Raw genomic sequence first — 22,427 nt, 5'->3', positions numbered from 1 at the left:
TAAGGGGTGCTGTCTTATTAAGCATCAATCATAAACTAAAATCAAAATCCTTATGATAAATCTCTCTGTGGGCGTTTTGGATGCTTGTAAAAACCCCACTCCCTAAAAACCCCCTAGATAATGGGCTAGGGTGAGGAGCGGTGATGATGATGTGTTTGTTTCTGGGGATTAGAGCGATCTTTTTTTGGGCAACTTTTCCTAATAGCACCACGATCAAGGGGGCGTTGGCTTCAAAAAGACGCATCAATATTTGATCGCTAAAAGCTTCCCAACCGATGCGTTTGTGCGAAGCGGCTTGGTTTTTTTCCACGCTTAAAATGGCGTTCAATAACAGCATGCCCCTTTTAGCCCACGCGCTCAAATCCCCACAACAAGGCACAGGCACGCCTAAATTTGCATGCAATTCTTTAAAAATATTTTTTAAGCTTGGGGGGATGGGGGCGTTTTTTTCCACGCTAAAGCTTAAACCCATCGCCACAGGCAATTCTTGTTGATTTTTTAGGTAGGTGGAATGGTAGGGATCTTGCCCTAAAAGGATGATTTTAACCGCGCTAGGGGGTGTTAGATTGAGCGCATAAAACAGATTAGAGCTTTTAGGGAAAATGGTTTTAGGGCTTTTTAGAGCCTCTAAGTAGCGTTTTTCTATTTCTAAGAAATAAGGCTTTTTAAATTCGCTTTGCAAAAACTCCCGCCAAGCCAAACTTAAAGGAGCGCAGTCAAAAAGCTTCATGCGTTTAATTCATGGTAGTGTTTTAAATACTCTTTTTGCATGCGTTCTTCTAACTCTTCATACCAGGTGGGCGAGCTAAAATTGGGCGTATAGCTTTCTAGCATGACTAAACGGGTGCGGGCTTTATAGGCTTCTAGGGGTTTGGAATTAAAGATTTTAATAGAATTGATTAACACCATGGGCTGGATTTTGAGCTGGAATTTTTCAGCGATGATTTTAGCCCCTTGCTTGAAAGGGAGGAATTTTTCTCCTCCTTTGCCTCTAGTGCCTTCAGGGAAAATCACTAAAGGGCGGTTTTGATCTAGCTTTTCTTTACACGCTTTCAAAAGGCTCACAATCCCCTTTTTATCCTCTCTGTCAATTAAAATCATTCCTGTATCCGTTAAGGCATGCCCATAAAAGGGGATTTCGCCTAGCTCTTTTTTAGCGATCCAACAAATATTGCTAGGGTGGTAGGCTTCTAAATAAATGATGTCTAGTAAGCTTTGGTGGTTTAAGACAATGAGTTTAGCGTCCGTATCAAAAGCGCCTATTTTTTCTAAATTAACCCCGGTAAGAGGAAAAAAGCACGAACAAGCCCTACGGCTGGAGCGGGCGTTATTGTTTTTGCGGTTAAAATAATTGAAAACAATGATAACGGCTAAACCTATAGCGATCACTAAAGCTCTATAAACCGCTCTTAAAGATTTTTTATTTGACTTCATCTTTTTTGACCCACCCTATTTGTTCATGCGGTGTTAGGATTTTATAATAATCATCATGCGAACCTAAAATTTTAATCGGCATTTCATTTTTAGAAAGCCCTAAAATGGTGGAATTTTGCGTGGGCAGAATGTGGATTTTTTTATGAGCGAGCAAAATGGCTGATTTTTGCGTGAATAAAAGGTTATACAAAACAAACCCTAAGCACAAAATCCCAAGCCCTAAAAAAATGAGCTTGCGCCCAAAAATGAAAAACAACACCAAGAAAAACACGCACAAAGCGAGCAGTGCCACATTAGAAAAGACTAAAAAATTGTTTTTAGGGATGAGATCGCTTTGAATACCGGTAGTGTCTTGAGTGGGAATGGTTGAAAAAGATAAGGTTTTAAATTGCCTGTTTGAAAGCGAAAAATAATCAAAAGAAAGGTTTTGAATGGTTTTAGGCAACACGCAATAATAAAAAACGCTCCCTTCTTTAGCCTTGATTTGGTTTAAAGAGGCGTTATCAAACCCTTGTTTTAGCGCTTCTTTGATGTGGAAATCTTCCCAAGTGGCCTCTTTGAACGCTAATTCCACCACCAAAATATTGTTTTTATCGTCATAATCTTTGGTTTTGTATTGCAAGACTTGTAAATCTTTAGCCATGACATTCGCGTAACGAGGGTTTTTGGATAAATCCGTTACCTGCAAAGTAACTTTTGGGGCTATGGAATAATCTATATACTTGTCTTTATTGGAAAACGCGCTCACTTCTAAAGGCGGAATGCTCGCTTTTATGCCCTTAATCTTGTAATAATAAGTCGCTCTGAAAAGCTCTTTTTCCACCTTTTTCCATTTAGGCATTTTGCTTAAAAGCTCAATTTGGGTTTTATCCAGCTCATCTTTGATTTTAGCTTCCAAAAACTCAGCGTCAAACAGCAATAAATCATAAGTTACACCTATAGTTTGACCGATATAAACCGGGTTGTTTTCCAAATCTTCTAATCGAGGAATTTTTACATAAACCACTTTAGCCTTGATTTCTTCTGGGTCATGAGTGTTTTCAGCGACCAAATCAGCAACCAAGAAGGTGGCTAAAAGGCTTAAAATCAAACCGATGGTTTTAATGATTTTGATTGAATGAGCGCAAAAAGTCATTAACGATTTTTCAAATAAAAACCCATGGGTTTTTATTTCTTCTTGGGCACTTTTTCATCCATTTTCTCATCCACGATAGACCAGGTTTTCAAGCTGTCAATAGCGGTTTTTAGTTGAATATCATCGTTGATCATTTTAGGAGTAACCTCTTTTTCCTCTTCGTTTTTCTTGTCTTTATCCGCCTCTTTGGAATTAGGGGTTTTATCATCAATCTTTTTAAGCTCTTGCTCTAAATGGTGTTTTAGATCCGCTTCTTTCAAGCTGAATTTATTTTCATTTTCTGGCGCTTTACCCGGATAAATCACAATATCAGGCGTGATCCCCTTAGCTTGAATGGTGCGCCCGCTCGGCAAATAATAGCGCGCGGTCGTGATTTTAATGGCTTCGTCTTTATTGACAGGGAGTAACACTTGCACGCTTCCCTTACCAAAGGTTTTTTCACCAATAATCACGGCTCGTTTGTGATCTTGCAGTGCCCCTGCTACAATCTCGCTCGCGCTCGCTGAACCGCCATTGACTAACACCGCAATAGGCAAATTGGTATAGGGGGCTCTGCCATTAGCCTTGTATTCTAAATTTTCCTCCTTATTTTTGCCTTTTTGAGAGACTAAAATCCCCTCTTTAATGAAGAGGTTAGACAAGCCTACCGCCTGGTTTAACAGCCCTCCAGGATTGCCCCTTAAATCCAACACGATCCCCTTAACCTTAGGGTTAGCCTTCAAGCCGTCTAAAACCGATTTGGTCACATTTTTATCAAAAGAATTGACTCTCACATATAAATAAGGGGTGTCTTTAATCTTTTTCACATAGACAGAGGGGACTTTAATGATGTCTCTAATAATGTTAAACACCAAGGGTTTTGGCTCGTTTTTTCTCACAATGGTGATCTGGATAGAGGTCTTTGGCTTGCCGCGCATGAGGTTGATCGCATCATCAATGCTCATGCTCAGCGTGCTTTCGTTGTTGATTTTTAAAATGTTATCGCCCGCTTTAACCCCAGCCTTGTAAGCTGGAGTGCCTTCTAAAGGGGCAATAACGGTTAAAACGCCATCGCGCATGCCCACCGTGATTCCAAGCCCCCCAAATTCGCCCTCGGTTTGGGCTTGAAATTCCTTAAATTTCTTTTCATTCAAATACGCTGAATGCGCGTCCAAATTAGAGAGCAAGCCTTCAATCGCTTTAGTCATGATCTCAGAAATGGTGATTTTATCCACATATTTTTTTTCAATTTCTGTAACCACATTAGAGAAACGACTGAACGCTTCCACCCTTTTAGCCGCTAATTCTTGCGGATCTTCTTTAACCGGCTTGACCGGCTTTTTTTCCTTAACTTCACCGCCATGCAAACTCACAGCAAGAGAAATCGCTAACAACCCTTTAAAAAGTCGTTTTGTCATTGTTAATAGCACCACCCATTTTTGAGATTAGAAAGAATCACCTTTAAGGTTTTATTCAATTTTTTGCGTTTATTCTATCTAAAATTTAGATAACATGCCCATTCATTCACTCATTTTGAGCCTAAACGATACAACAAAAACGCATAACTCCCCGATCCATTCACATGCAAATGACAAAGCATGTTCGTTACAAAAAGATTAGAAATGGGGCTTACTTTAGAGCCTCTATCGCAAATTAGAGCGAGATTAGGCGATACAGAATAAGGGGAAGGCTGTTCCTACACCTCCGGAAGAGATGTTAAGATCGCTTGCCCCCCCTAAAATAAGCGCTATGGTTGGTATAAAGCTGTTGTTTGTTATGAGAGGGTTTTTTGATGGTTTTCTTTTGATAACAATCTTTCTTCTAACTTTGATGCTAATTGCTGATAAATCGTTTTATTCTGTTGTCTAAAATGCTCTGCTAACTTTTTTAAAACTTTTTGTTCTGGGAATAAGATTAACACAAGATTGAAAATTCCATCATTGTCCAAAAGCTTTCTATAAACGCTTGGCGCTAGATCTTTGATTTCTTTAAAGCTCTCTAAAGGATTTTCATCAAAGTTCAAACTGGGCAAATCAGGTAAGGTTTCACGCCACCATGCTAAATGGTTTAAAACCTCATCCCAAACTTGCAAGATATTAAGATTTTCAAACAACTCCTTACCATAACACAAGCTCAAAGGCACACCATAACCAACAGATAATTTTTGCAATTCTTCTTTATAATAATTTTGATTTTTATTCAAACTCTCATCTATAAAGTAAAAATAGCCTTGAATGTTTTAAAATTTTAATTAAAAAATGTTTTTACATGTAAAAAATCATCATGCATATGAGCAATGGGGTTATGATAAATATCTAAAATAGCAGTGTAGCTTTTAATTTTATAGCGTTCTTTTATTCTCTTGTATGGTTCTTTTTCTAACTTTTTAAAAGCTTTTTGCAAATCTTTTTCTTTTAGCAAAATATAGAAATCAAGATTAAATTCCAATAATTGTAAGGTGCGTTGCAAAGCTGGTTCTAGTGTGCTTATACTATCCACAATTTCAATAGCTCTTTTAGGGAAAATAAAACCTTTAGGATTAAACCAAAGCACATCAATTTTTTTACTTGTATCTAAAATTTCTTTATAAGTAAAATTAGGAATAGTGCGTAAGGTTGTCAAATCTGATAAAAGCACATTATTATAACTAGCCTTTGGATCAGCACTATAAGTGTCTAATTTTAAAAAGTTACCCATTTCTACGCAAACACCTTCCATAAAGGAATGCATGCGAATGGGGTTTTCTTGAATTTCTTTTAGCTCTTCTTCTTGATAGTCCAAAAGGGCATACAATGACAACCCTACTTTTTTAAAATTTTTATGATTTCTAATCTCTCTGTATAATACCCCTCTAAGCCCAGCCTCCCATTCTTTAGAGGCTCTAATGCTAGGATAGTATTTTTCAATTTGGTTATATAGGATAGTCCAAGAAACAATCCCTTTATTATCCTCCATAACTTTTTTAATTGCATCAACTTTTGTCATTTATTTTTTGTCTTTTTTTGTCTTTGGCTTTTTGTTTTCAATCTCTACAATTTGAGAGCGTCCAATCCCCAAAGCTTCTGCAATGCTTGCAAAAAATAACCCTTGCTCTCTTAGTTTTTCTGCTTGTTGATCGGTTTTTTTAATTTTAATTTTTAAAAATATGGTATCCATTTATCTTTTCCTTAATTTTTTTAGCGTACCAAATAAGCGTCTCATGGGCGTTGCATAGTCTCTTGCCAGCAAAATTAGGCACCGGATTACTCTTGTGCCAAATAATATCATTGAGTATCCAAAACCCTAAATTTTGCAAATGAAAACCAATTCTAAAAATATTTTGAAAACTCCCTATCACACAAATACTGCCATTATCTTTTAAAACCCTTTGGCATTCCTTTAACCAACCCAAACAAAAGGTATCGTATTCCTTAAAAGAGTCAAATTTATCCCAATGATCCTCAACGCCTTGAAATTTTGTGCCTTCAAAACGCTTCAATTCCCCCTCTGTTTGCATAAAATATGGGGGGTCAGCAAAGATAAAATCAACGCTTCTGTTAGGGAAATCTTTCAACTTTTCTAAACAATCCCCCTCTATGATAGTGTTTAAGTTTTCTTTTAAAAAATCCATTATTAACTAACCTTTTATATCTGCTACTCTAATTATTTTAACACAAGCATTTTAAGGCTATCTTAATGTTTGATCTCTAGATTTGTTCTCATCAAATGATAGAAGTTACCTATCTTTACCTATGTTAAACGATACAACAAAAACGCATAACTCCCCGATCCATTCACATGCAAATCACAAAGCATGCTGGTTACAAAAAGATTAGAAATGGGGCTTACTTTAGAGCCTCTATCGCAAATGAGAGCGAGATTAGACATGGGGGGGGTGGATTTTGCAAGATTTCTTGCATTAACGCTTTGCTGTCATTCCCTTTTAAATGAGGCAAATCGCTAGTTAAAAATCCAAGCGTTTTTTGGATTTCAATCGTGCGCGCAATGACTTTAATGATACGGGTTACATGATCAAAGTCGCAAGGCTCGTTTTTATGGCTTTTTAAGTATTTGTCTAAAACGCAATACCCCCCTATCCTGTAATCATAAATTTCTTGACTCACCCCACTAAAATAAGCGCTATGGTTGATATAAAGCCGTTTTTCTGGTTCGTTATGAGAGAGTTTTTGATGATGGGGTTACGATCATGCGCTTCTATATAGTAGGATTCGCCTATGGTAGCGTCTTTTAGTTTTTCAAAGCTGTAATTTAGGCTTTCTTGGTTTAAAACATGCAAGCCGATTAATTCAATCCCTAAAAGGCTTAAGGCTCTAAACAAATCTTTATTTTCTGTGAAAAGGATTTTAGGGTAATCGGCTTTGAGAAAGTCTTCATAGCGCTTGCGGTAGTTTGGGGAATACAATAACGCATAAATATAGCCTAAAATCTCTAGCGGCTCAAAAGAGTGGTTATAATGCTTGTCTATAAAGCCTCTAAACTCTGGCGTAAAATTTTCGGTGTAGTTGGGGTTATGGTATAGCGGATTCACATAATCGCCTCCCTCCATTCTTGGACATGTCCAAGTGCGCAAATCTGAAATTTTATTACTAACAAATCCTACGCCGCTTTTTTGTGATTGACAAAATCTGCGAGAAGTAATTAGCGCGACATTTTTGCGCGTTTGATTGGGTTTTAGGGTTTGTTGGGGGGGTAACATGTGCTTAAAAACTTCGCCTCGTGGATAAGCGATAAAAGACTTTGATTTACCAGTATAATAAGTCCAACGATAATCAAAAGGGCGGTATTGGCACAAAATAATGTATTTTTCTAAGTTATCAGCATTTGCCCTAACATCTCTAATAGCATATTCTAAACACCAATCTCTGCCATCATCGCCAATATCATATTTTCTGCGCAATTCAATGGGTTCTAAGGTTGAAAAATCTTTTAAAAGCTTTAGCAAGCTTTCTTTGTCTTTATGGAAAACGACATGATCTCGTTGCGAACAAATACCGGTGCCTCCAACTTGAAACATATCCTTAACGCTAAACCCTTGTTCGTATTCATCTAACAAGCGCATTTTTAAAGGCAGCAGCAAGTAAAAAGGCTCTCTTGGGTTAAGCTCAAGCCACTCAATACTATTCAAATCATTTTGGGCTAAAAAGGCGTATTTTTCAGCTCTTTCGCCATACACATCACAATAGTGGATTTTTTGCTTGGTTATTTGTGGGTTTTTGACAAAGAGGTTAATGGACACACCTTGCATGATATTGAAAACATTATCATCGTCTGCGCCTTGTGGGGTTTTCTCCTTTTTCCTCGCATTTCCATGCAAGTTTAAGATATAAAGTTCATCGTAGCATTCTAAAAGAGAGCGCCTTAACCCCCTAAAAGTAGGGTTGTCCAAAAAGGCGTTGTTAGAGATAAAGCCAAAAAGGCCATGCCCTAATGATTCGATCTTGTTTTGAGCGAAACGCATGAATTTCACATAATCGTCTAAGAGCCATTTAGGGTTTTTCTCATCTTGTAGTTTGTATTTGGAATGGATTTGTTTAAGTTTCTTTAGGGCGTCTTTGTTGGTGTTTTTGACGCTTTTATCGCCTTGCTTTTGGGCTTGAATGTTTTTTAAAAGCGTTTTGATTTTATCGGCAAGTTTAACCTTTTTTTCAATTTCTATTGTTTGGAATTCAGGCTCTATGCCGTAAGTGGCTTTCACTTCCCATTCAAACAAGCCCTCATTACTGCTCGCCCCGCTATAAGGGGGATTACCGGTGATGATAAGGATATTTTCATCTTTTTTGATTTCTTGAGCGTTTAAAAGCTCTGTTTCAAAAATCGGGTTTAGCCCACGATAAGCGGCGATCTCACTAGGCTGCATGAGGGTGTTGGTTAAAATGATTTTAAGTGCATCGTTTTCTTTGAGAGGTTTTTTAAATTCCTCCTTAAAGGCTTGACTGAGATTCAAATGAGCGATCGCATAAGGAGCGATCAAGTATTCAAACCCATAAAATTGCTTTAAGAGGTTTTGGTATTTATCCTCTTTAGTGGAGATGCCTCCATCGCTTGTTTTCCTCATTTCTAGGGCTTTTCTGAACGCTTCTAATAAAAAAGTGCCCGTGCCGGTGGCAAAATCTAAAAGCTTGATATTTTTGTTATCCAAAGCGCTTTTTAAGCCTAAGGGAGCGTCTTTGAAATGCGTTTTAAGCAAACTATCCAAAGCGTTAATGATGAATTTCACCACAGAATCTGGGGTGTAATACACGCCCTTACTCTCTCGCAATTTAGGGTCATAAGCGCTTAAAAAGGTTTCATAAAAGTGCAAATAAGGATCTTTATCGTCATTCAAATCTTTAAGGATAGAATCCATATCAACATGATTTATCGAGCTTAAAATTTCATTTAAAAGCCATTGGATTTCTTTAATTCCATCAAGTTTCTTTAAAAAATCCGCCATTTCTCTGATCACAGCGAAGTTTTCAGGAATGGAACTCCTCACATTATCCAAATTAATTTTTTCAAAAGGGTGGTTGAGCTTGGCTAGAAAAAGGCTGTAGGTGAGCGTTTGAGCGAGCGCATCGCTAAAGTCTTCAAAGCTCAATTCTTCATAAAGATATTCTTTAAAATTCTTAAAAACGCTAGAAACTTGCACTTTTTCTTGGTATTTGATTAAAGCGTCTTTTAAATACTTGGTGCGCGGGCTTAAATGCGTTGCGAAATCTTTAGCGTTAGTGATAGGGGCTGTTTCGTGGTTGAAAAAGCTTTTAAACAATTCAATTAAATCGCGCTCGGTTTGTGGTTTGGGCTTTAGGGGTTTAGAGAGTTCATCAGGGCTGGCGATAGAGATTTCTTTTTTGATTAAAGGGGCGTTATTTTCATCTTTCCCTACCCACATGAAATTAAGGTAATCAGTGAGCATGAGGTTAGGGTTTAATTCTAAATATTTAAGGATTTGATCGCTTTTTAAGAGCTGTCTAAAATTGGCCCCTACTCTTTTATTTTCTATATAGCCGATGTTAAGCCCTTGAAAAGAAACGCGAAAATCAGGCTGGCTTCCTTGCTCTTTTTTAGGTTCATGTTCAATCTTAAATTCTTTATTGAAATGGTCTTTTAACCGATTAAGCAAGTTGTGTAAAGAAGGGCGGTGCGTGAGTTCATTCTTTTCAGTCGTAAGATCTTTAATGCTTTCTAAATATTCCTTTAGCATGCTAATAACCCCTTTTTAAAGCCTTTAAGCCATTTTCATGTGCATGTCAATAAAAGTGGCTTGATGGATTAAAGCCCCTACGCTAATGGCATCCACACCGCTTTTAGCGTAAGCGTTGATGCTCTCTAGTGAAATATTCCCACTCGCTTCCAATAAAACAAAGGGATAATGCATATCTCTATAAGCGGCAATTTCTTTAGTTTCTAAAGCGCTCATATTATCGCACATCACAATATCCGCTCCCGCATTCATGGCGTTTTTGGCCTCTTCAAAGCTTTCGCATTCAATTTCAATTTTAGCCGTGAAGGGCAAGTTTTTTCTGGCATGCGTTAAAAAGCTTTTGAGATCTTTGACATGCTTTAAATGCGTGTCTTTAAGCATTAAAGCGTCATCTAGCCCTAAGCGGTGGTTGCTCGCTCCCCCATTAAGCACGGAATATTTTTCAAAGATCCTTAAAAGGGGTCTGGTTTTTCGTGTGTCCAACAAACGCACTTCATGGGAGTTTAGAGCTTCTACAAAACGACTCGTTAAAGTAGCGATCCCGCTGCTGTGTTGCAAAAGGTTTAAAAGGGTGCGCTCAACCTTTAAAAGCATGCTGAAATCCCCCCTAATCTCCATTAAAGTGTCTTTAGGCTTGAAGCGTTCTTTATCCTTAATCGTTTGAACGCATTCAATGCCAGTCATTTCCAACAACGCTAAAGCGTATTTTTCGCCTGAAAACACGCCCTCTTGTTTAGCCCTAACAAAGGCTGTGGCTTTAAAATCTTTTTCTAACACCCTTTCAAACAAATCCCCATGCCCTAAATCTTCTTTTAAAGCGCGTTCTAAAAAGGTTTTAATTTCCATTAGGATAACTCCATCATTTTAGTTAAAGCGAGTTTAGCCAAACGCGCCACCTCATCTTTTAATTCAATCGCATTAAAAGTCCTGTGGTTTTTATAAGCCTTTAAGACTTCAAACAAATCTTTTAAAGTCGTTTCATTCATGGTAGGGCAAAGGGCGAGCGTGCTAGAAAGAATGAAAGTGTTTTGATGGTTGCGCTTGGCTTTCAAGCGATTGACTAAATTGCTTTCAGTGCCTATGGCGACTTTTTGATGGGGGCTTAACTTTTCTACAAATTCTATGATTTGACTCGTTGATCCGCTAAAATCAGCATTTTGGACCACGCTAGGCTCGCACTCTGGATGGACAGCGATTAAAATATCCGGGTATTTTTGGCGGTAAAATTCAATGTCTTCTAATTTGAAAAGCTGATGCACCGAACAAAAGCCGTTATAACAAACCACATCAGCGTTTTTAATTTCTTCTTTGCTGTTTACGCCTAAAATCGCGCTTTTTAAGCCATTTTCTAGGGCTAGATTTTCCCCCAAGCATTTATCCGGTAGAAAAAAGATTTTTTTATTTTGTTTTAAAGCGTGGTTAAAGATTTTAGAAGCGTTCCTACTCGTGCAGACCACGCCACCATCTTTAGCGACTTTGGCTTTCACTTCAGCGTTAGAATTGATATAAGTGATAGGGTAAAATTCTTTAACGCCGTATTCTTTTAATAAATGAACGCTTCTATCGTAGTAATGGCTATCAATCATCCTCGCCATAGAACAGCATGAGAGTTTGGGCATGATCACTTGTTTATTAAAGGCTAGGGCTTTGACGCTCTCACCCATAAAATGCACCCCGCAAAACACGATGAGGTTTTTATCGCTTTGGCTTGCGATTTTAGCTAACTCTAGGCTATCGCCTGTATAATGGGCCAACTCTACAATCTCATCTTTTTGATAAAAATGAGCCACTAAAAGCGCGTCTAAATCGCGCAACAATTCCAAAATAGAAGTTTTTAAATCGTTATCAGTTGGCATGAAATTCCCCTATACTTTCCCCAAACTTCACGCTTTTTTCTTTCAAATCTTTAAAAGCGGTGTTTTGAATGAATAAAACGATCGTAGAACCCATTTCAAAATTCCCTAAATTATCCCCTTTTTTAACCTTAATCGGAGGGTTGTAAGAGTAGGTTTGCGTGAAATGGGCTTTAGCGTTAGTTTGGATATTCTTATCAAAATTAAAACGCATTTTACCCACATTTAACGCTCCCACCGCTACAAAATACAACCTATTGCCTTGAATGTCTTTTGCAACCAGCGCAACCCTTTCATTGCCCACAAACAGATTTTTGTTTTTGTATAACGAGGGCTTATTGACCGGCAGTAATTTCCCCGCAAAATAACGAGCTTCTAAAATTTCTAAATCGCAAGGGGCGTGGTAGTGGTGGTAATCTTTGGGCGAAAGGTAAAAATTCACATAGAAAAAAGAAGGGCTTAAGGGGTTGATTTCGCCCACTAATTCATGCGCTTTATAGGGCATGCCTTTAATTTGTAAAGCGCTATCGTTGTCTAAAAAAGCGCATTCAGTGATCAAAGCATCGCAAGGCGCAATGCATGCGTTAGGGGCTTTGTCAAAGGGGCGTTCTTTTTTTAAAGAGCGCGTGAAAAGAGCGTTCAAACTCTTATAATTTTCTAAAGGCTCAAACTCGCTCAAATCAATTTTAAAGATCTTAACATAAAGGGCGTTGATGCCTTTTTGGATAAAAGAAGGGAATTCATAGCCAGCGACAGAGCCAAAAACCCTTGAAAAAGCGTTGCTTAAAGCCATCATTTTAACCCTGCCATGTTCAACACAAACTCCACCTCGCCCTTACTCACTTTAAACTCTTTAGAAATAGAATCCACGCTATAGCCTTCTTGATACATTTTCAAAACCTGTTTTTCGTTGATTTCATCGCTAGCGGCATAATGCCCCATGTCTTTGAATTTGTTTTCTAAAATAATGATTTTTTCTTCCAAATAATCGCGCTCTTTATCCATGGATTTTTGGATTTCTTGCAACTGGTTATAAAGGTGTGAAAGGGTCGTTCTCAATGAGCTATCCTCTTTAGCGCTTTTTTCTAAAGAAAGGCCTTCCAAACGCCCCTCTAATTCTTTCAAGCGCTTAGAATAGATATAATTTTCTTGATAGGATTCATCTAAGGTTTTTTCTAAACGCCTCATTTTATGGTAAAACTCTTTTTCTTTAAGATACAAATACCCTACCAAGCACACCAACACCAATAAAATCGCCCCTAAAACGACCATAAACAAATCATTAGAAGATAACATGATTGCTCCCGTTCATAATTTCAAGCCTTTTCTTTCGCTATGGACAATGAAAGAATCATAACGCTTAATGTCTAAGGCATGCATGCGAGTGATTTCTAAAAAATTTTTATCCCTTGCCACGCCAAAAAAGGCTAGGATTTTCCCCTCTAACACACAACGCCCGTAATAAGTTTGAGGTGCTATCAGGCTTGATTTTTTGATGCAAATTAACCCATGCCCTAAAGCGGTGATGCGATCCTTTTGCTCTAATTCAAGTAAATTTTCTTTTAAAAGCAGGCTCTCTAATTTTTCTAATTTAAAATACAGCGCTTTGAGTAATTCCAGAGTGTCATTTTCAACATTCAAGCGTGAAAAATCAAAGCCAGAACCCAACCAATCAAATTCTTCTAATACCGCTAAAGAGCGTGTGGTTTTAGAGATGAACCTTTCATAAGAAAACGATAAATCGCATTGGACTAAGCGCGTTTCAAACCCTAAAGCTTGGGATCTTAAAACCAACTCATGCATGCTTAGACCCCACATCAAGGACAATAAAAATAAAAAACACCACCCCCAAATAGCCATTACTCACAAAAAAGGCTTTAGGAATGTTTTTATAATCCCTAGCCACTAAGATCTGCTCATAGAGTAAAATCAAGGCTGAAACCCCTAATCCTAAATACGCAAAAAGCCCCCCATGATAGCATTTCACAAAACAAAGCCAGCACACAAGCGCCACAAGATGTGAGAGCCTTGAAAGATTCAAGCACCACTTTTCCCCTAATTGGCTAGGAATGGAAAACAAGCCCCTTTCTTTATCAAACTCCATATCCTGTAAAGAATAGAGCAAATCAAACCCAGCCACCCATAACATCACCCCTAAAGCCAAAAAGACATTCCATAAAGGAATATCCCCTAAAACCGCCACACTCCCAGCAATGGGGGCTAAACCCAAAGCTAAACCCACGATAAAATGCGCCAAAGAAGAAAAGCGCTTGAAATACGAATACCCCCCTAAAATGATTAAAAAAGGTAACGAAAGCCTGAAAGCTAAAGGGTTAATGAAATAGCTCACCACCACGAATAAAAGAGCGTTTAAAGCGCTAAAAACCACCATGCCTTTAACGCTAATCCGGCCATCCACGCTTGGGCGGTTTTTTGTCCTTGGGTTATCCTTATCAATATCTCTATCCACTAGGCGGTTAAACCCCATAGCGAAGTTTCTTGCCCCTAATAAGGCTAAAAAACAAAGGATTAAGGTTTCTAACCCAAAAAAGAGCGTTTGATTTTTTTGATAGGAGCTTATGACCATAGCCATGAGTAAAAACATGCTAGAAAATATCGTATGCTCCAAAGCGACCAATTCGCTTAAAGCTTTGATTTGATGCGTGATTTTTTTAAGCAATTATTTGATCCCTAATAAAATGACTTTTCTAACCTACAATTAAACTAGGCATTATAATATATTGATAGCAACAATACAAGAAAAAGCCCACGCTCAAAACATTCATGCTTAAATAAACTTTAAAAAAACGCGCACTTAGAATCGTTAAAAATAAATGCACCACTAAAAGCCATAAAGGCGAAGAAACAAAAATCGTAGGGATCATTAAAGGCATGTTTAAAATACCATCCAACAAAGACCCCAAACCCACAGCATGCAAGATTAAACTCAAAGGGAAAAACACGATAAAAATCAAGCCTAAAGGAATGCTAAAGAGTTGGTAGGGCGAAAACATAGGGAAAAAGGCATGCGCAATGATGAGCATGTTCAAAAACACTAGCGTGCTTAAGCTTATGACTTGAAAAGATCGCACCAAAAAAGAAGAAGTTTTAAAAAAGGCTTGAGTGTGTTTTAAAAACAAAAAGATATACCACACCCCACAAACAGAAAGCAAAAACCCCACGCTAAAAAGCAATTTAGGGAGTAACGCTATAGCAATACAGCACGCTAAAATCAAAAGCTTAAAACTCAAAAGCCTTACCCCAAAAAAGCATGCCAAAAACCCTAACAAGCCCATTAAAAACGCCCTGAAAAAAGAGGGTAAAAAATCCAATAGCAACAAATACCCTAGCAAAAAAACCCACACCAAAACCCCTATATCATAAAAAGCGTTCCTATAAGGGAAATAGCGTTTTTGTAAAGGGGTATAAAAAAGAGAGAAAAGAAAATACACGCCTGCACTCAAAATCCCTAAATGAAACCCGCTAATGGCTAGTAAGTGGTTGATCCCTAGCGCGTTAGCCCTATCTCTTAAGTCTTTATTCAAGCTATCCCCTATAAACAACGCTCGATACAAATTACCCACTAAAGCGCTTGAATGAGCGCTGTCAATGAAACGGCGCCAATGCGATTTGAAATCTTGTTTTCGTGTTAAAGAAAAAGAATAAGTTTGAAAAAAGCATGATTTTAAAGACTCTAAAAATGAGCAAGGTTTGATTTTGCCAAAAAATTGCGCGTAGCGGTATTGGAGGTTTTTTAAAGGCTCTTTAATGGTGGCATAAAAGATCATGCCCTTTGATTGGATCTTTAAAACAAAATAGGTTTTTTGATCTTTAGTTTTAGGGTATTGCAACAAGATTTGAGCGTTCAGGCTTGTAGGTTTTGAAAAATCAAGCTTTTGGTAATTCAAATATTCTAAATAAAGATTGAGTATTAACAAAAGGCTTAAAATAACCCCACACAACAAGTATTCTTTGGGGGTTGCAAGAAGTTCAAACGCCCCCTGAAAAGTTTTATCTTTCAAGTTATGGGCATTTCCATTTTAGTTTCTTGTCCTTCTTCTAAATGAGAATCCATGGGCATGTCTTCATAGCGCATTAAAGGAGCGTTAAAGCGCGTATAAACCGTTCCTGTAGCCCCATTCCTGTTTTTAGCCACAATGATTTCAGCCTCTTCAATACTGCCATTTTGCTTGTGGATACGCCTTTCTTCATTGACTTTTAGGTGCAACTCTTGCGCCTCTTCAATTTTGCCTTCTTTTTTGAGTTTGTCTATTTTGTTGTCTTCAGCCCTCATTTGATAGATATAGCCTCTGTATAAAAATAAAACAATATCAGCGTCTTGTTCAATCCCTCCGCTGTCTTTAATATCAGAAAGAATGGGCCGTTTATCGTCTCGGCTTTCCAGGCTACGGTTGAGTTGCACTAACGCTATGATAGGGATTTCTAATTCTCTGGCTAAAGTTTTAAGCTCCCTTGAAATTTCAGCGATTTGCTCATGGCGTTCTTTAGTGGCTTTATTCCCTGACATGAGCTGCAAATAGTCAATAAAAGCGATACCCAATTCCTTGTGTTGGGATTTGAGCTTTCGTAGTTGCAAGCGGATTTGCTCTATCCTCACATGACTTTTATCGTAGAAAAAGAGTTTTTTGCAAGAAAGGTGATCGTAGCATTTGGCTAAATTTTCCCATTGATCATCATCAAGCCTCCCGCTCTCTAAATCATGCATGTTAATAGAAGTGAGATCCGATAGTGCCCTTAAAGCGAGTTGCTCCGCAGACATTTCTAAACTAAAAACCGCTACCCCCCTATCGTCATGGAGCGCACTTAAGACCATGTTCATCATCAAACTGGTTTTACCCATAGACGGCCTTGCCCCTATAATGACTAAACTCCCTTTGTTAAAACCGCTCGTATAATTATCCAATTGAGTAAAGCCAGTCGGTATGCCAGTAACTTCCAAACTCCCCCTTCTTTGGTTTTCTACAATAAGATCCATCGTGCTTTCAAGCACTTCTTTAATATCCCTAAAGCCCTCTATCGTGCTGCCGTTCAATAACGCATAGACTTCTCGCTCCACAGCGCCTAAAATATCGCTGGATTTTTGCGCGCTTTCTAGGGCTTGTTCTCTAATGGTGTTAGCCAAGCCAAAAAGTTTTCGTTTAATGGAAGCGTTTTTAATCTCTTCAACATAGGCTTCAATATTATCTATAGGGCTTGCCGCAAAAATAGCGACTAGATCTTCTTCTTTGATTTGCTTGTCTTTAGGCATTTTTTGGCGGATAAAATTCTCATCAATGGGGCAATTTTCTTCATGCAGTTTTAAAGCGATTTCAAAAAACAAGCCGTTAGGCGGGTAGTAAAAATCGCTAGGCTCTAAAACGCTATGGACCTCTTCAATCTTATGATTGGCAAACACAATGCCTGAAAGCACGATCCTTTCCATATTTTGCAATTGCTGCAAATGCTTTAAATGATCCATTTTTATCCTTTTATAATCGTTTGATCTTTTCTATCAAATCTAGGGGCGTTAAAGCGTAATTATTCTTAAATTCTAAACTCGCCATAGCGTGCGCTAAACTTGCGTTAATAGCGGCGTCTAAAGGCGTGTAGTTTTGAGAAAGCAAGCTTAAAATAAGCCCCGCTAACACATCGCCACTGCCTGCTTTGGCTAAAGCCACGCTCCCTAAAATGTTGATAAAAACTTGCCCTTGATGAGCGATTAGGGTATTAGCCCCTTTTAAAAGCAAAACCACTTTGGGGTATTTTTGAGAAAAATCCCTTGCGATTTCTAGTTTATTGTCTAACAATTCTAGCATGCTTATATTGATCCCTACTAATTTTAATAACGATAAAAACTCTTTAGGGTGAGGGGTTAAAACGACTTCTTTTTCTAAGGCTTGTAAGACCTCTTTATGATAAAAAACGCCCGCATCTAAAACGCATGGGGCTAATTCAAGCCACTTGTTAAAATCCTTTGGGAAACCCTCTAACCCCATGCCAAGAGCGAACGCGCTCAATGGGTTAGGGAAATTTTCACAAAAAACCAATTCTAAAGGCTTGTTATTAGAAGTTATCTCGCATTCTAACGCTTGAACGCTCACCACCCCAGATCCAAAATTTAACGCGCTTAAAGCGCTCAATAACCCAGCCCCACTATGCTTGCCTAAAAGAATGTGCGCATGCCCGTAATCGCCTTTATGAGCGTTTTTTTTATCCCTTAAGGGCAGTTTCAAATCGCTTTTTTCCAGTAAAAAAGTGTCTGTTGGGATCTCATAAATTTGATTAAAAACCCCCAAATGCCCCACTTTCAATTCCCCTATATAGTCTTTAGCCCTATCGCTTAATAAGCATGACTTAATAGCGCCCATGCTGATAGTCATGTGCGCTTTAAACGCCCTCTTATCCACCCTGCCTTTAGAATCGATTCCGCTAGGAATATCGCAAGCGATTTTAAAACGCGCTTTTTGAGAAAGGCTTTCAAAGTTTAAAAACGGCTCTAATTCGCCCTTAAAGTTACTCCCCACCACGCAATCTATTAACACATCGCATTCTAAATCTTCATTCTTTTCTTCCCATGTTTTGATGGCTACCCCTACTTTTTTAGCCCTTTCTTGTTGCAATTGGCACATGGGGCTTTTGGCTGGTTTCATTTCAAAGACTAGCGTTTTAAAACGCCCCGCTAAACGCCTGGCTAATGCATAGCCATCGCCCCCATTATCCCCACTCCCACAAAGGATAATGACTTTAGCGCCCAAAGAAGCGTTTTGTAAAACCGCCCTTTCTAAAGCCATAGCGGCGTTTTCCATTAAAATGTCTTCGCTTAAATTAAATTTTTCAAGCGCCCTTTTGTCTAGGGCATTTACTTTTTCATACACTGAAAGCATCTTTATCCTTGAAATTGAACGCAAAACGAATTTTCATAAAACGATCCTTTTAAAGAGGGCTCGCTATGGATTTCTAAACGCATTTTATACTTTTCACACACTTTTTTCACTAAATCTAACCCTATACCATAACCCAACACGCTAGAATTGAAACGCACATAACGAACGCTTAATTCTGCGATTTTGTCTTTAGGGATTTCATACCCTAAATTTTTCACTTTCAAAAACTCATGCGTTAGCTCTATGTGGATATACCCATGCATGACGCTGTATTTGATCGCATTCATGAGCAAATTGCTATAAAGCGAAATGAAATCCTGCTCTTTAGCCTTAATCTCCACTCCCACTAAATCGCTTTTAAATTCCAGCTTGTGGTAGTCTATCATCTCGCTAAAAAGCGTGTTTTCTTTGGTAATCAGGGCTTTTAAATCTAAAAGCATAAGGGATTCGCGCCCAATATCTTGCATCACTAAATACGAGAGCGAGAGGTATAAAAAACTCATGCGCTGGATAGCGATTTTAATGCGGCGGTGCTGTTGGTTGTCTTCTAATGTTTTTAAAGACAAGACTAAAGCGCTCATGGGGGTGTTTAATTCATGCGTGGTGTTTTTTAAAAAATGATCAATGCGGGTGATTTCATTCCTAATGGGCTTTAAAAACAAATGCCCCAAAAACACAGAAACCCCTATCACGCATAAAAACGCTACGACAAACACTAAAACAATGTTACGATACAAAGAAGAAAAATGAAGGGGTTTAGAATTTTTAAAAAGCATTTTAGCCACACCTAAATGGGCGAAAGTTTCATCGCTAAACAGGTAATACTCCCCCTTGAAACTAAAAAATCCTGCTTCTTTATGGTTTTTAATCAAATTTGTGCTTTCAGGGATATTAGAATACAAAACACGCCTTTTACTATCAAAAAGGGCTATGGAAGCGTCTTTATAGCGTGAAATCAGAGCGTTTAAAGCGTTTTGATAATCCCCATGCGTTTGCATGTGCAAGGCGACCACTTCACTAGCGATCTTGGAAGCCATTTTGTCCATGTCCATGCGTATCATTTTGATTTTTTCGTTTTTTTCATAGTTAAACGCTAAAACGCTAATCACCAGCATCAACACAAACGAAGAGCCCAAATAAGTCCCTAAAAAGAGCTTAAGGGATTTTTTTTCATAGTGGGTTAAAGCGATAGCCCACCCCCTTATGCGTTTCTATGCAATTTTTACCTAAAAGCTTGCGCAACACTTTAATGTAAGTGCGCAAGGTGGAATCATCAATAGCTTGCTCCCATAAATTATTTTCTAACACTTGAGAGCTAATGATTTGCCCCTTATGCTCTAAAAAGTATTCTAAAAGTTGGGCGGTTTTGGGCGCTAGGATTTCCTTTTTCCCTCTAATATTCAAAGAGTGTTGGTAATAAAAAATGTTAGGCATGATTTCTATGGGATCATCATTGAAAAACCTTTTAATGCGCGCTTCTAATTCGTCCAAATCAAAAGGCTTTTTCAAATAATCGCTCGCTCCTAAATTAAAAGCGTTTTTTAAGGTAGCGTTATCCTGTAAGGCGGTGATAAAAATCACAGGCGTAGAGATTAAAAAATCGTTTTTGATGCGCCTGAACAATTCCAAGCTATTCATTTCAGGCACTTGCACATCTAAAAGCAAGAGGTTGAAGCGCTCAACAGAGAGCCTTTCATAAGCTTCTTTCCCGTTAAAAGCGCAAGACACTTCATAGCCCAAATGCTCTAAAAACTCCTTAACGCTCTCGCTTAAAAGGTAATCGTCCTCTAGTAAAAAAATCTTTTTTTGCATGGGGTATTGTAGCGCTAATTGCCTTTATACCAAAAGCGGTTATGAAAAACGCTCTCTTAAAAAGACACCGCCTTATTTTATCAGCCGTTTTTAGAATGCAATAAATCTTTATTGTATTTCAACATGGCATTTTGTAAGTCAAGTTTATATAACACATTTTTAATGTAAGTAAAATAAAGGCTTTCTTGTTCTTCTTCTTTTAAGCCTTTAGATAAAATCACATCGCAATTTTTAAAATACAAGCAAATATGTTTATTTTGCGTTTGAGATATTTTCGCATGGTTAAAAGCATCAATGTAGATTAAATCAGCCTTGAATGTAACGCTAGTTTTTCACATCGCTTAAAAACACATGCCTTAAAAGTTTAGCGTTGCTTAAAAAAGCGTTTTTCAACACCGCGCTTTTATAAGTGTAATGATCTTCAATGCTTGAAACTTCGCCCACAAACACCCCCGCTCCAAAAATCCCATCTAGCCCGCTCGTTAGCACTTGATCGCCTATGTTAATTTCAGCGCTAGGGACAATAAAATCCACGACTAATTCTTGCTTGAAATTAGATCCTATAAAGCCTAATACTTGATTTTTGCCTATCATCACGCTATAAGCACAGCGCTTGTGAGCGTTCAAAAACCCATTCAAGCGCCCTTTTTCTAGCACGGCAATGCCTATGGCTTGATTGTGAGAGACAAGGCCATAAATCTTATTTTCTTCTAAATTCATGACAGGGTTGAGAGAGACGCTGTGCGTGTCTTCTAAACTGATGAATGAGGTCATAAAAGTGGGGGAATAGACCATTTTTGGCTTTTCTAAAGGATAAACGCTATTCAAACGCTCTTTTAAATCGGCGTTTTCTAGTTTTAAAGCTTCTAAAATCAAGCGTTCTTTTTGAAATTCCTTAATGTTTTTGGCTTGAAAAAAATACGCTTGAATGTTGTCCAATAGGCTGTTTTTAGCACCCATCAAGGCATTTTTAATCCTGTCGCTGATATAAGAAGAACTACCCTTAAAATCTAAAAAATAAAAAATAAGAAAAACCCCTAAAAGCCAAAGGAATTTAAAATAAAAACGCATGCATTATTCGCTAAAACCCACACGGCTGAGTAAATCCAAATCTTGTATGGCTTCTCCTGTGCCTTTGGCTACGGCTAATAAAGGCTCATCGCCCACATACACAGGGAGTTTAACCATATCGCTTAAATACTTGTCTAAGCCCTTAATCAAAGCCCCACCGCCGGTAAGCACCACGCCATTTTGTACAATGTCTTTAGCCAAATCCGGCTTCACTTCTTCAAGCACGCTCCTTAAAGCACTAGAGATTTCTCTCACCTGATCTTTAATGGCTTCAAACACATCATCAGAGCTCAGTTCAATCGTGTGCAACAACCCGCTCACTTGATCCCTCCCTGACACTTCCATCGTGAGAGGCGGGTCCAATTTGATCGCGCAACCGATTTCAATTTTAATCTCTTCGCCGGTGCGCTCCCCTATCAACAGATTGAATTTCTTACGGATATACTCCACGATGCTTTGATCCAATTTATCCCCAGCCACTCTAATGCTTTTAGAAATGACTAGCCCCCCAAGACTGATCACGCCAATTTCAGTCGTGCCTCCGCCAATATCCACAATCAAACTCCCTTGAGGCTCTTTCACCGGCAAGCCTGCTCCAATCGCGGCTGCCATAGGCTCTTCAATCAAAAAGACTTCTCTAGCCCCCGCGCTTAAAGCACTCTCTTTAACCGCATTCCTTTCCACGCTTGTCAATCCATAAGGCACGCACACCATGATACGCGGGCGAATCCATGTCTTTCGTTTGTGCGCTTTTTCAATAAAGTAGCGAATCATTTTAGCGGTAATGTCATAATCGGCAATCACGCCATCTTTCATGGGGCGAATCGCTCTGATGCTGTTAGGGGTTTTGCCTAGCATTTCTTTAGCCTCACTCCCCACTGCCAAAATATCATAAGCTTTAGAATCAAACAACCCCATGCGCACCGCCACAATAGAAGGCTCATTGATAATAATGCCCTGCCCTTTGACTAACACGATCGTGTTAGCCGTGCCTAAATCTATGGCAATATCATGCGAAAACAAACCGATTAATTTGCTAAAAATCATGCCCTTTCTAATCCTTTATCATTAAATTT

The 22,427-nt window shown here is 38.4% G+C and carries 22 protein-coding genes and 4 pseudogenes; all 26 read right to left on the bottom strand.

The window, feature by feature from the left end:
* Nucleotides 1–28: 28 nt before the first annotated feature.
* Nucleotides 29–730: a uracil-DNA glycosylase gene (ung, locus tag P6280_RS00715; RefSeq protein ID WP_283236726.1), complete on the bottom strand. Its 702-nt coding sequence runs from the start codon at nt 728–730 to the stop codon at nt 29–31.
* The gene (locus P6280_RS00710) at nt 727–1,434 is read right to left on the bottom strand and encodes a 1-acyl-sn-glycerol-3-phosphate acyltransferase (protein ID WP_060871239.1); all 708 of its coding nucleotides are present in this window, start codon (nt 1,432–1,434) and stop codon (nt 727–729) included. Before P6280_RS00710 ends, ung begins: the two co-directional genes overlap by 4 nt.
* Nucleotides 1,421–2,569 carry an SH3 domain-containing protein gene (locus P6280_RS00705; RefSeq protein WP_283236725.1) on the bottom strand — a complete coding sequence of 383 codons (1,149 nt, stop codon included), beginning with the start codon at nt 2,567–2,569 and terminating at the stop codon, nt 1,421–1,423. The genes P6280_RS00710 and P6280_RS00705 overlap by 14 nt, the downstream gene beginning before the upstream one ends.
* Nucleotides 2,570–2,601: 32 nt before the next feature.
* A complete protein-coding gene (locus tag P6280_RS00700) occupies nt 2,602–3,966 on the bottom strand; it encodes a S41 family peptidase (RefSeq protein WP_283236724.1) in 1,365 nt (454 codons plus the stop codon).
* Nucleotides 3,967–4,076: 110 nt separating this feature from the next.
* Nucleotides 4,077–4,271: pseudogene (locus P6280_RS07610) on the bottom strand (DNA methyltransferase).
* 51 nt (nt 4,272–4,322) lie between these two features.
* Nucleotides 4,323–4,787: pseudogene (locus P6280_RS00695) on the bottom strand (HpyAIV family type II restriction enzyme); the annotation flags it as partial.
* Between the two features lie 8 nt (nt 4,788–4,795).
* On the bottom strand, nt 4,796–5,533 hold the full coding sequence (locus P6280_RS00690; protein WP_000169629.1) for a type II restriction enzyme NmeDI-related protein: 738 nt from the start codon (nt 5,531–5,533) through the stop codon (nt 4,796–4,798).
* On the bottom strand, nt 5,534–5,704 hold the full coding sequence (locus P6280_RS00685; protein ID WP_180526077.1) for a hypothetical protein: 171 nt from the start codon (nt 5,702–5,704) through the stop codon (nt 5,534–5,536).
* 1 nt (nt 5,705) lies between these two features.
* A pseudogene (locus tag P6280_RS00680) lies at nt 5,706–6,158 on the bottom strand (DNA-methyltransferase); the annotation flags it as partial.
* Between the two features lie 119 nt (nt 6,159–6,277).
* Nucleotides 6,278–6,415: a DNA methyltransferase gene (locus P6280_RS07605; protein ID WP_349306337.1), complete on the bottom strand. Its 138-nt coding sequence runs from the start codon at nt 6,413–6,415 to the stop codon at nt 6,278–6,280.
* Nucleotides 6,373–6,678, bottom strand: a complete 306-nt coding sequence (locus P6280_RS07690) for a type ISP restriction/modification enzyme (RefSeq protein WP_502868309.1) — start codon at nt 6,676–6,678, stop codon at nt 6,373–6,375. Before P6280_RS07690 ends, P6280_RS07605 begins: the two co-directional genes overlap by 43 nt.
* On the bottom strand, nt 6,648–9,731 hold the full coding sequence (locus P6280_RS00675) for a type ISP restriction/modification enzyme (protein WP_502868305.1): 3,084 nt from the start codon (nt 9,729–9,731) through the stop codon (nt 6,648–6,650). Before P6280_RS00675 ends, P6280_RS07690 begins: the two co-directional genes overlap by 31 nt.
* A 24-nt stretch (nt 9,732–9,755) precedes the next feature.
* The gene (gene nadC, locus P6280_RS00670) at nt 9,756–10,577 is read right to left on the bottom strand and encodes a carboxylating nicotinate-nucleotide diphosphorylase (protein ID WP_283236722.1); all 822 of its coding nucleotides are present in this window, start codon (nt 10,575–10,577) and stop codon (nt 9,756–9,758) included.
* The gene (nadA, locus tag P6280_RS00665; protein WP_283236721.1) at nt 10,577–11,587 is read right to left on the bottom strand and encodes a quinolinate synthase NadA; all 1,011 of its coding nucleotides are present in this window, start codon (nt 11,585–11,587) and stop codon (nt 10,577–10,579) included. The genes nadC and nadA overlap by 1 nt, the downstream gene beginning before the upstream one ends.
* Nucleotides 11,577–12,380 carry a phosphatidylserine decarboxylase gene (locus tag P6280_RS00660; protein WP_283236720.1) on the bottom strand — a complete coding sequence of 268 codons (804 nt, stop codon included), beginning with the start codon at nt 12,378–12,380 and terminating at the stop codon, nt 11,577–11,579. Before P6280_RS00660 ends, nadA begins: the two co-directional genes overlap by 11 nt.
* Nucleotides 12,377–12,880: a DUF6115 domain-containing protein gene (locus P6280_RS00655; RefSeq protein ID WP_000953106.1), complete on the bottom strand. Its 504-nt coding sequence runs from the start codon at nt 12,878–12,880 to the stop codon at nt 12,377–12,379. Before P6280_RS00655 ends, P6280_RS00660 begins: the two co-directional genes overlap by 4 nt.
* Nucleotides 12,881–12,892: 12 nt before the next feature.
* Complete coding sequence (locus P6280_RS00650; protein ID WP_000544981.1) at nt 12,893–13,387, bottom strand: hypothetical protein; 495 nt, start codon at nt 13,385–13,387, stop codon at nt 12,893–12,895.
* Complete coding sequence (gene mqnP, locus P6280_RS00645) at nt 13,380–14,264, bottom strand: menaquinone biosynthesis prenyltransferase MqnP (RefSeq protein WP_180524726.1); 885 nt, start codon at nt 14,262–14,264, stop codon at nt 13,380–13,382. Before mqnP ends, P6280_RS00650 begins: the two co-directional genes overlap by 8 nt.
* Before the next feature lie 28 nt (nt 14,265–14,292).
* A complete protein-coding gene (locus tag P6280_RS00640) occupies nt 14,293–15,606 on the bottom strand; it encodes a ComEC/Rec2 family competence protein (RefSeq protein WP_283236719.1) in 1,314 nt (437 codons plus the stop codon).
* Nucleotides 15,603–17,063 (bottom strand): replicative DNA helicase, encoded by a 1,461-nt coding sequence (locus P6280_RS00635; RefSeq protein ID WP_283236718.1) that lies wholly within the window; start codon nt 17,061–17,063, stop codon nt 15,603–15,605. The genes P6280_RS00640 and P6280_RS00635 overlap by 4 nt, the downstream gene beginning before the upstream one ends.
* 10 nt (nt 17,064–17,073) lie before the next feature.
* Nucleotides 17,074–18,468 carry an NAD(P)H-hydrate dehydratase gene (locus P6280_RS00630; protein WP_283236717.1) on the bottom strand — a complete coding sequence of 465 codons (1,395 nt, stop codon included), beginning with the start codon at nt 18,466–18,468 and terminating at the stop codon, nt 17,074–17,076.
* Nucleotides 18,469–18,470: 2 nt separating this feature from the next.
* Nucleotides 18,471–19,673, bottom strand: a complete 1,203-nt coding sequence (gene crdS / locus P6280_RS00625) for a copper-sensing histidine kinase CrdS (protein WP_283237435.1) — start codon at nt 19,671–19,673, stop codon at nt 18,471–18,473.
* Nucleotides 19,639–20,280: a copper response regulator transcription factor CrdR gene (gene crdR / locus P6280_RS00620; protein WP_017280897.1), complete on the bottom strand. Its 642-nt coding sequence runs from the start codon at nt 20,278–20,280 to the stop codon at nt 19,639–19,641. Before crdR ends, crdS begins: the two co-directional genes overlap by 35 nt.
* 80 nt (nt 20,281–20,360) lie before the next feature.
* Nucleotides 20,361–20,588 (bottom strand): annotated as a pseudogene (locus P6280_RS00615) (restriction endonuclease subunit R); the annotation flags it as partial.
* Between the two features lie 16 nt (nt 20,589–20,604).
* Complete coding sequence (gene mreC, locus P6280_RS00610; RefSeq protein WP_283236716.1) at nt 20,605–21,351, bottom strand: rod shape-determining protein MreC; 747 nt, start codon at nt 21,349–21,351, stop codon at nt 20,605–20,607.
* 3 nt (nt 21,352–21,354) lie between these two features.
* Nucleotides 21,355–22,398 (bottom strand): rod shape-determining protein, encoded by a 1,044-nt coding sequence (locus P6280_RS00605; RefSeq protein ID WP_000577744.1) that lies wholly within the window; start codon nt 22,396–22,398, stop codon nt 21,355–21,357.
* Nucleotides 22,399–22,427 lie beyond the last annotated feature (29 nt).

The sequence above is a fragment of the Helicobacter sp. 219-2 genome, assembly GCF_030053225.1.
In the GTDB taxonomy this organism is placed as follows: Bacteria; Campylobacterota; Campylobacteria; order Campylobacterales; family Helicobacteraceae; genus Helicobacter; species Helicobacter pylori_C.
The sequence above is the reverse complement of the archived record's forward strand: the minus strand, read 5'-3'. Positions and strand labels throughout refer to the sequence as shown.

What these genes read in the sequence shown, in the direction of transcription:
- ung (WP_283236726.1), bottom strand. Translation starts at nt 730, where the DNA reads ATGAAGCTTTTTGACTGCGCTCCTTTAAGTTTGGCTTGGCGGGAGTTT.
- P6280_RS00710 (WP_060871239.1), bottom strand. Translation starts at nt 1,434, where the DNA reads ATGAAGTCAAATAAAAAATCTTTAAGAGCGGTTTATAGAGCTTTAGTG.
- P6280_RS00705 (WP_283236725.1), bottom strand. Translation starts at nt 2,569, where the DNA reads ATGACTTTTTGCGCTCATTCAATCAAAATCATTAAAACCATCGGTTTG.
- P6280_RS00700 (WP_283236724.1), bottom strand. Translation starts at nt 3,966, where the DNA reads ATGACAAAACGACTTTTTAAAGGGTTGTTAGCGATTTCTCTTGCTGTG.
- P6280_RS00690 (WP_000169629.1), bottom strand. Translation starts at nt 5,533, where the DNA reads ATGACAAAAGTTGATGCAATTAAAAAAGTTATGGAGGATAATAAAGGG.
- P6280_RS00685 (WP_180526077.1), bottom strand. Translation starts at nt 5,704, where the DNA reads ATGGATACCATATTTTTAAAAATTAAAATTAAAAAAACCGATCAACAA.
- P6280_RS07605 (WP_349306337.1), bottom strand. Translation starts at nt 6,415, where the DNA reads ATGTCTAATCTCGCTCTCATTTGCGATAGAGGCTCTAAAGTAAGCCCC.
- P6280_RS00675 (WP_502868305.1), bottom strand. Translation starts at nt 9,731, where the DNA reads ATGCTAAAGGAATATTTAGAAAGCATTAAAGATCTTACGACTGAAAAG.
- nadC (WP_283236722.1), bottom strand. Translation starts at nt 10,577, where the DNA reads ATGGAAATTAAAACCTTTTTAGAACGCGCTTTAAAAGAAGATTTAGGG.
- nadA (WP_283236721.1), bottom strand. Translation starts at nt 11,587, where the DNA reads ATGCCAACTGATAACGATTTAAAAACTTCTATTTTGGAATTGTTGCGC.
- P6280_RS00660 (WP_283236720.1), bottom strand. Translation starts at nt 12,380, where the DNA reads ATGATGGCTTTAAGCAACGCTTTTTCAAGGGTTTTTGGCTCTGTCGCT.
- P6280_RS00655 (WP_000953106.1), bottom strand. Translation starts at nt 12,880, where the DNA reads ATGTTATCTTCTAATGATTTGTTTATGGTCGTTTTAGGGGCGATTTTA.
- P6280_RS00650 (WP_000544981.1), bottom strand. Translation starts at nt 13,387, where the DNA reads ATGCATGAGTTGGTTTTAAGATCCCAAGCTTTAGGGTTTGAAACGCGC.
- P6280_RS00635 (WP_283236718.1), bottom strand. Translation starts at nt 17,063, where the DNA reads ATGGATCATTTAAAGCATTTGCAGCAATTGCAAAATATGGAAAGGATC.
- P6280_RS00630 (WP_283236717.1), bottom strand. Translation starts at nt 18,468, where the DNA reads ATGCTTTCAGTGTATGAAAAAGTAAATGCCCTAGACAAAAGGGCGCTT.
- crdR (WP_017280897.1), bottom strand. Translation starts at nt 20,280, where the DNA reads ATGCAAAAAAAGATTTTTTTACTAGAGGACGATTACCTTTTAAGCGAG.
- mreC (WP_283236716.1), bottom strand. Translation starts at nt 21,351, where the DNA reads ATGCGTTTTTATTTTAAATTCCTTTGGCTTTTAGGGGTTTTTCTTATT.
- P6280_RS00605 (WP_000577744.1), bottom strand. Translation starts at nt 22,398, where the DNA reads ATGATTTTTAGCAAATTAATCGGTTTGTTTTCGCATGATATTGCCATA.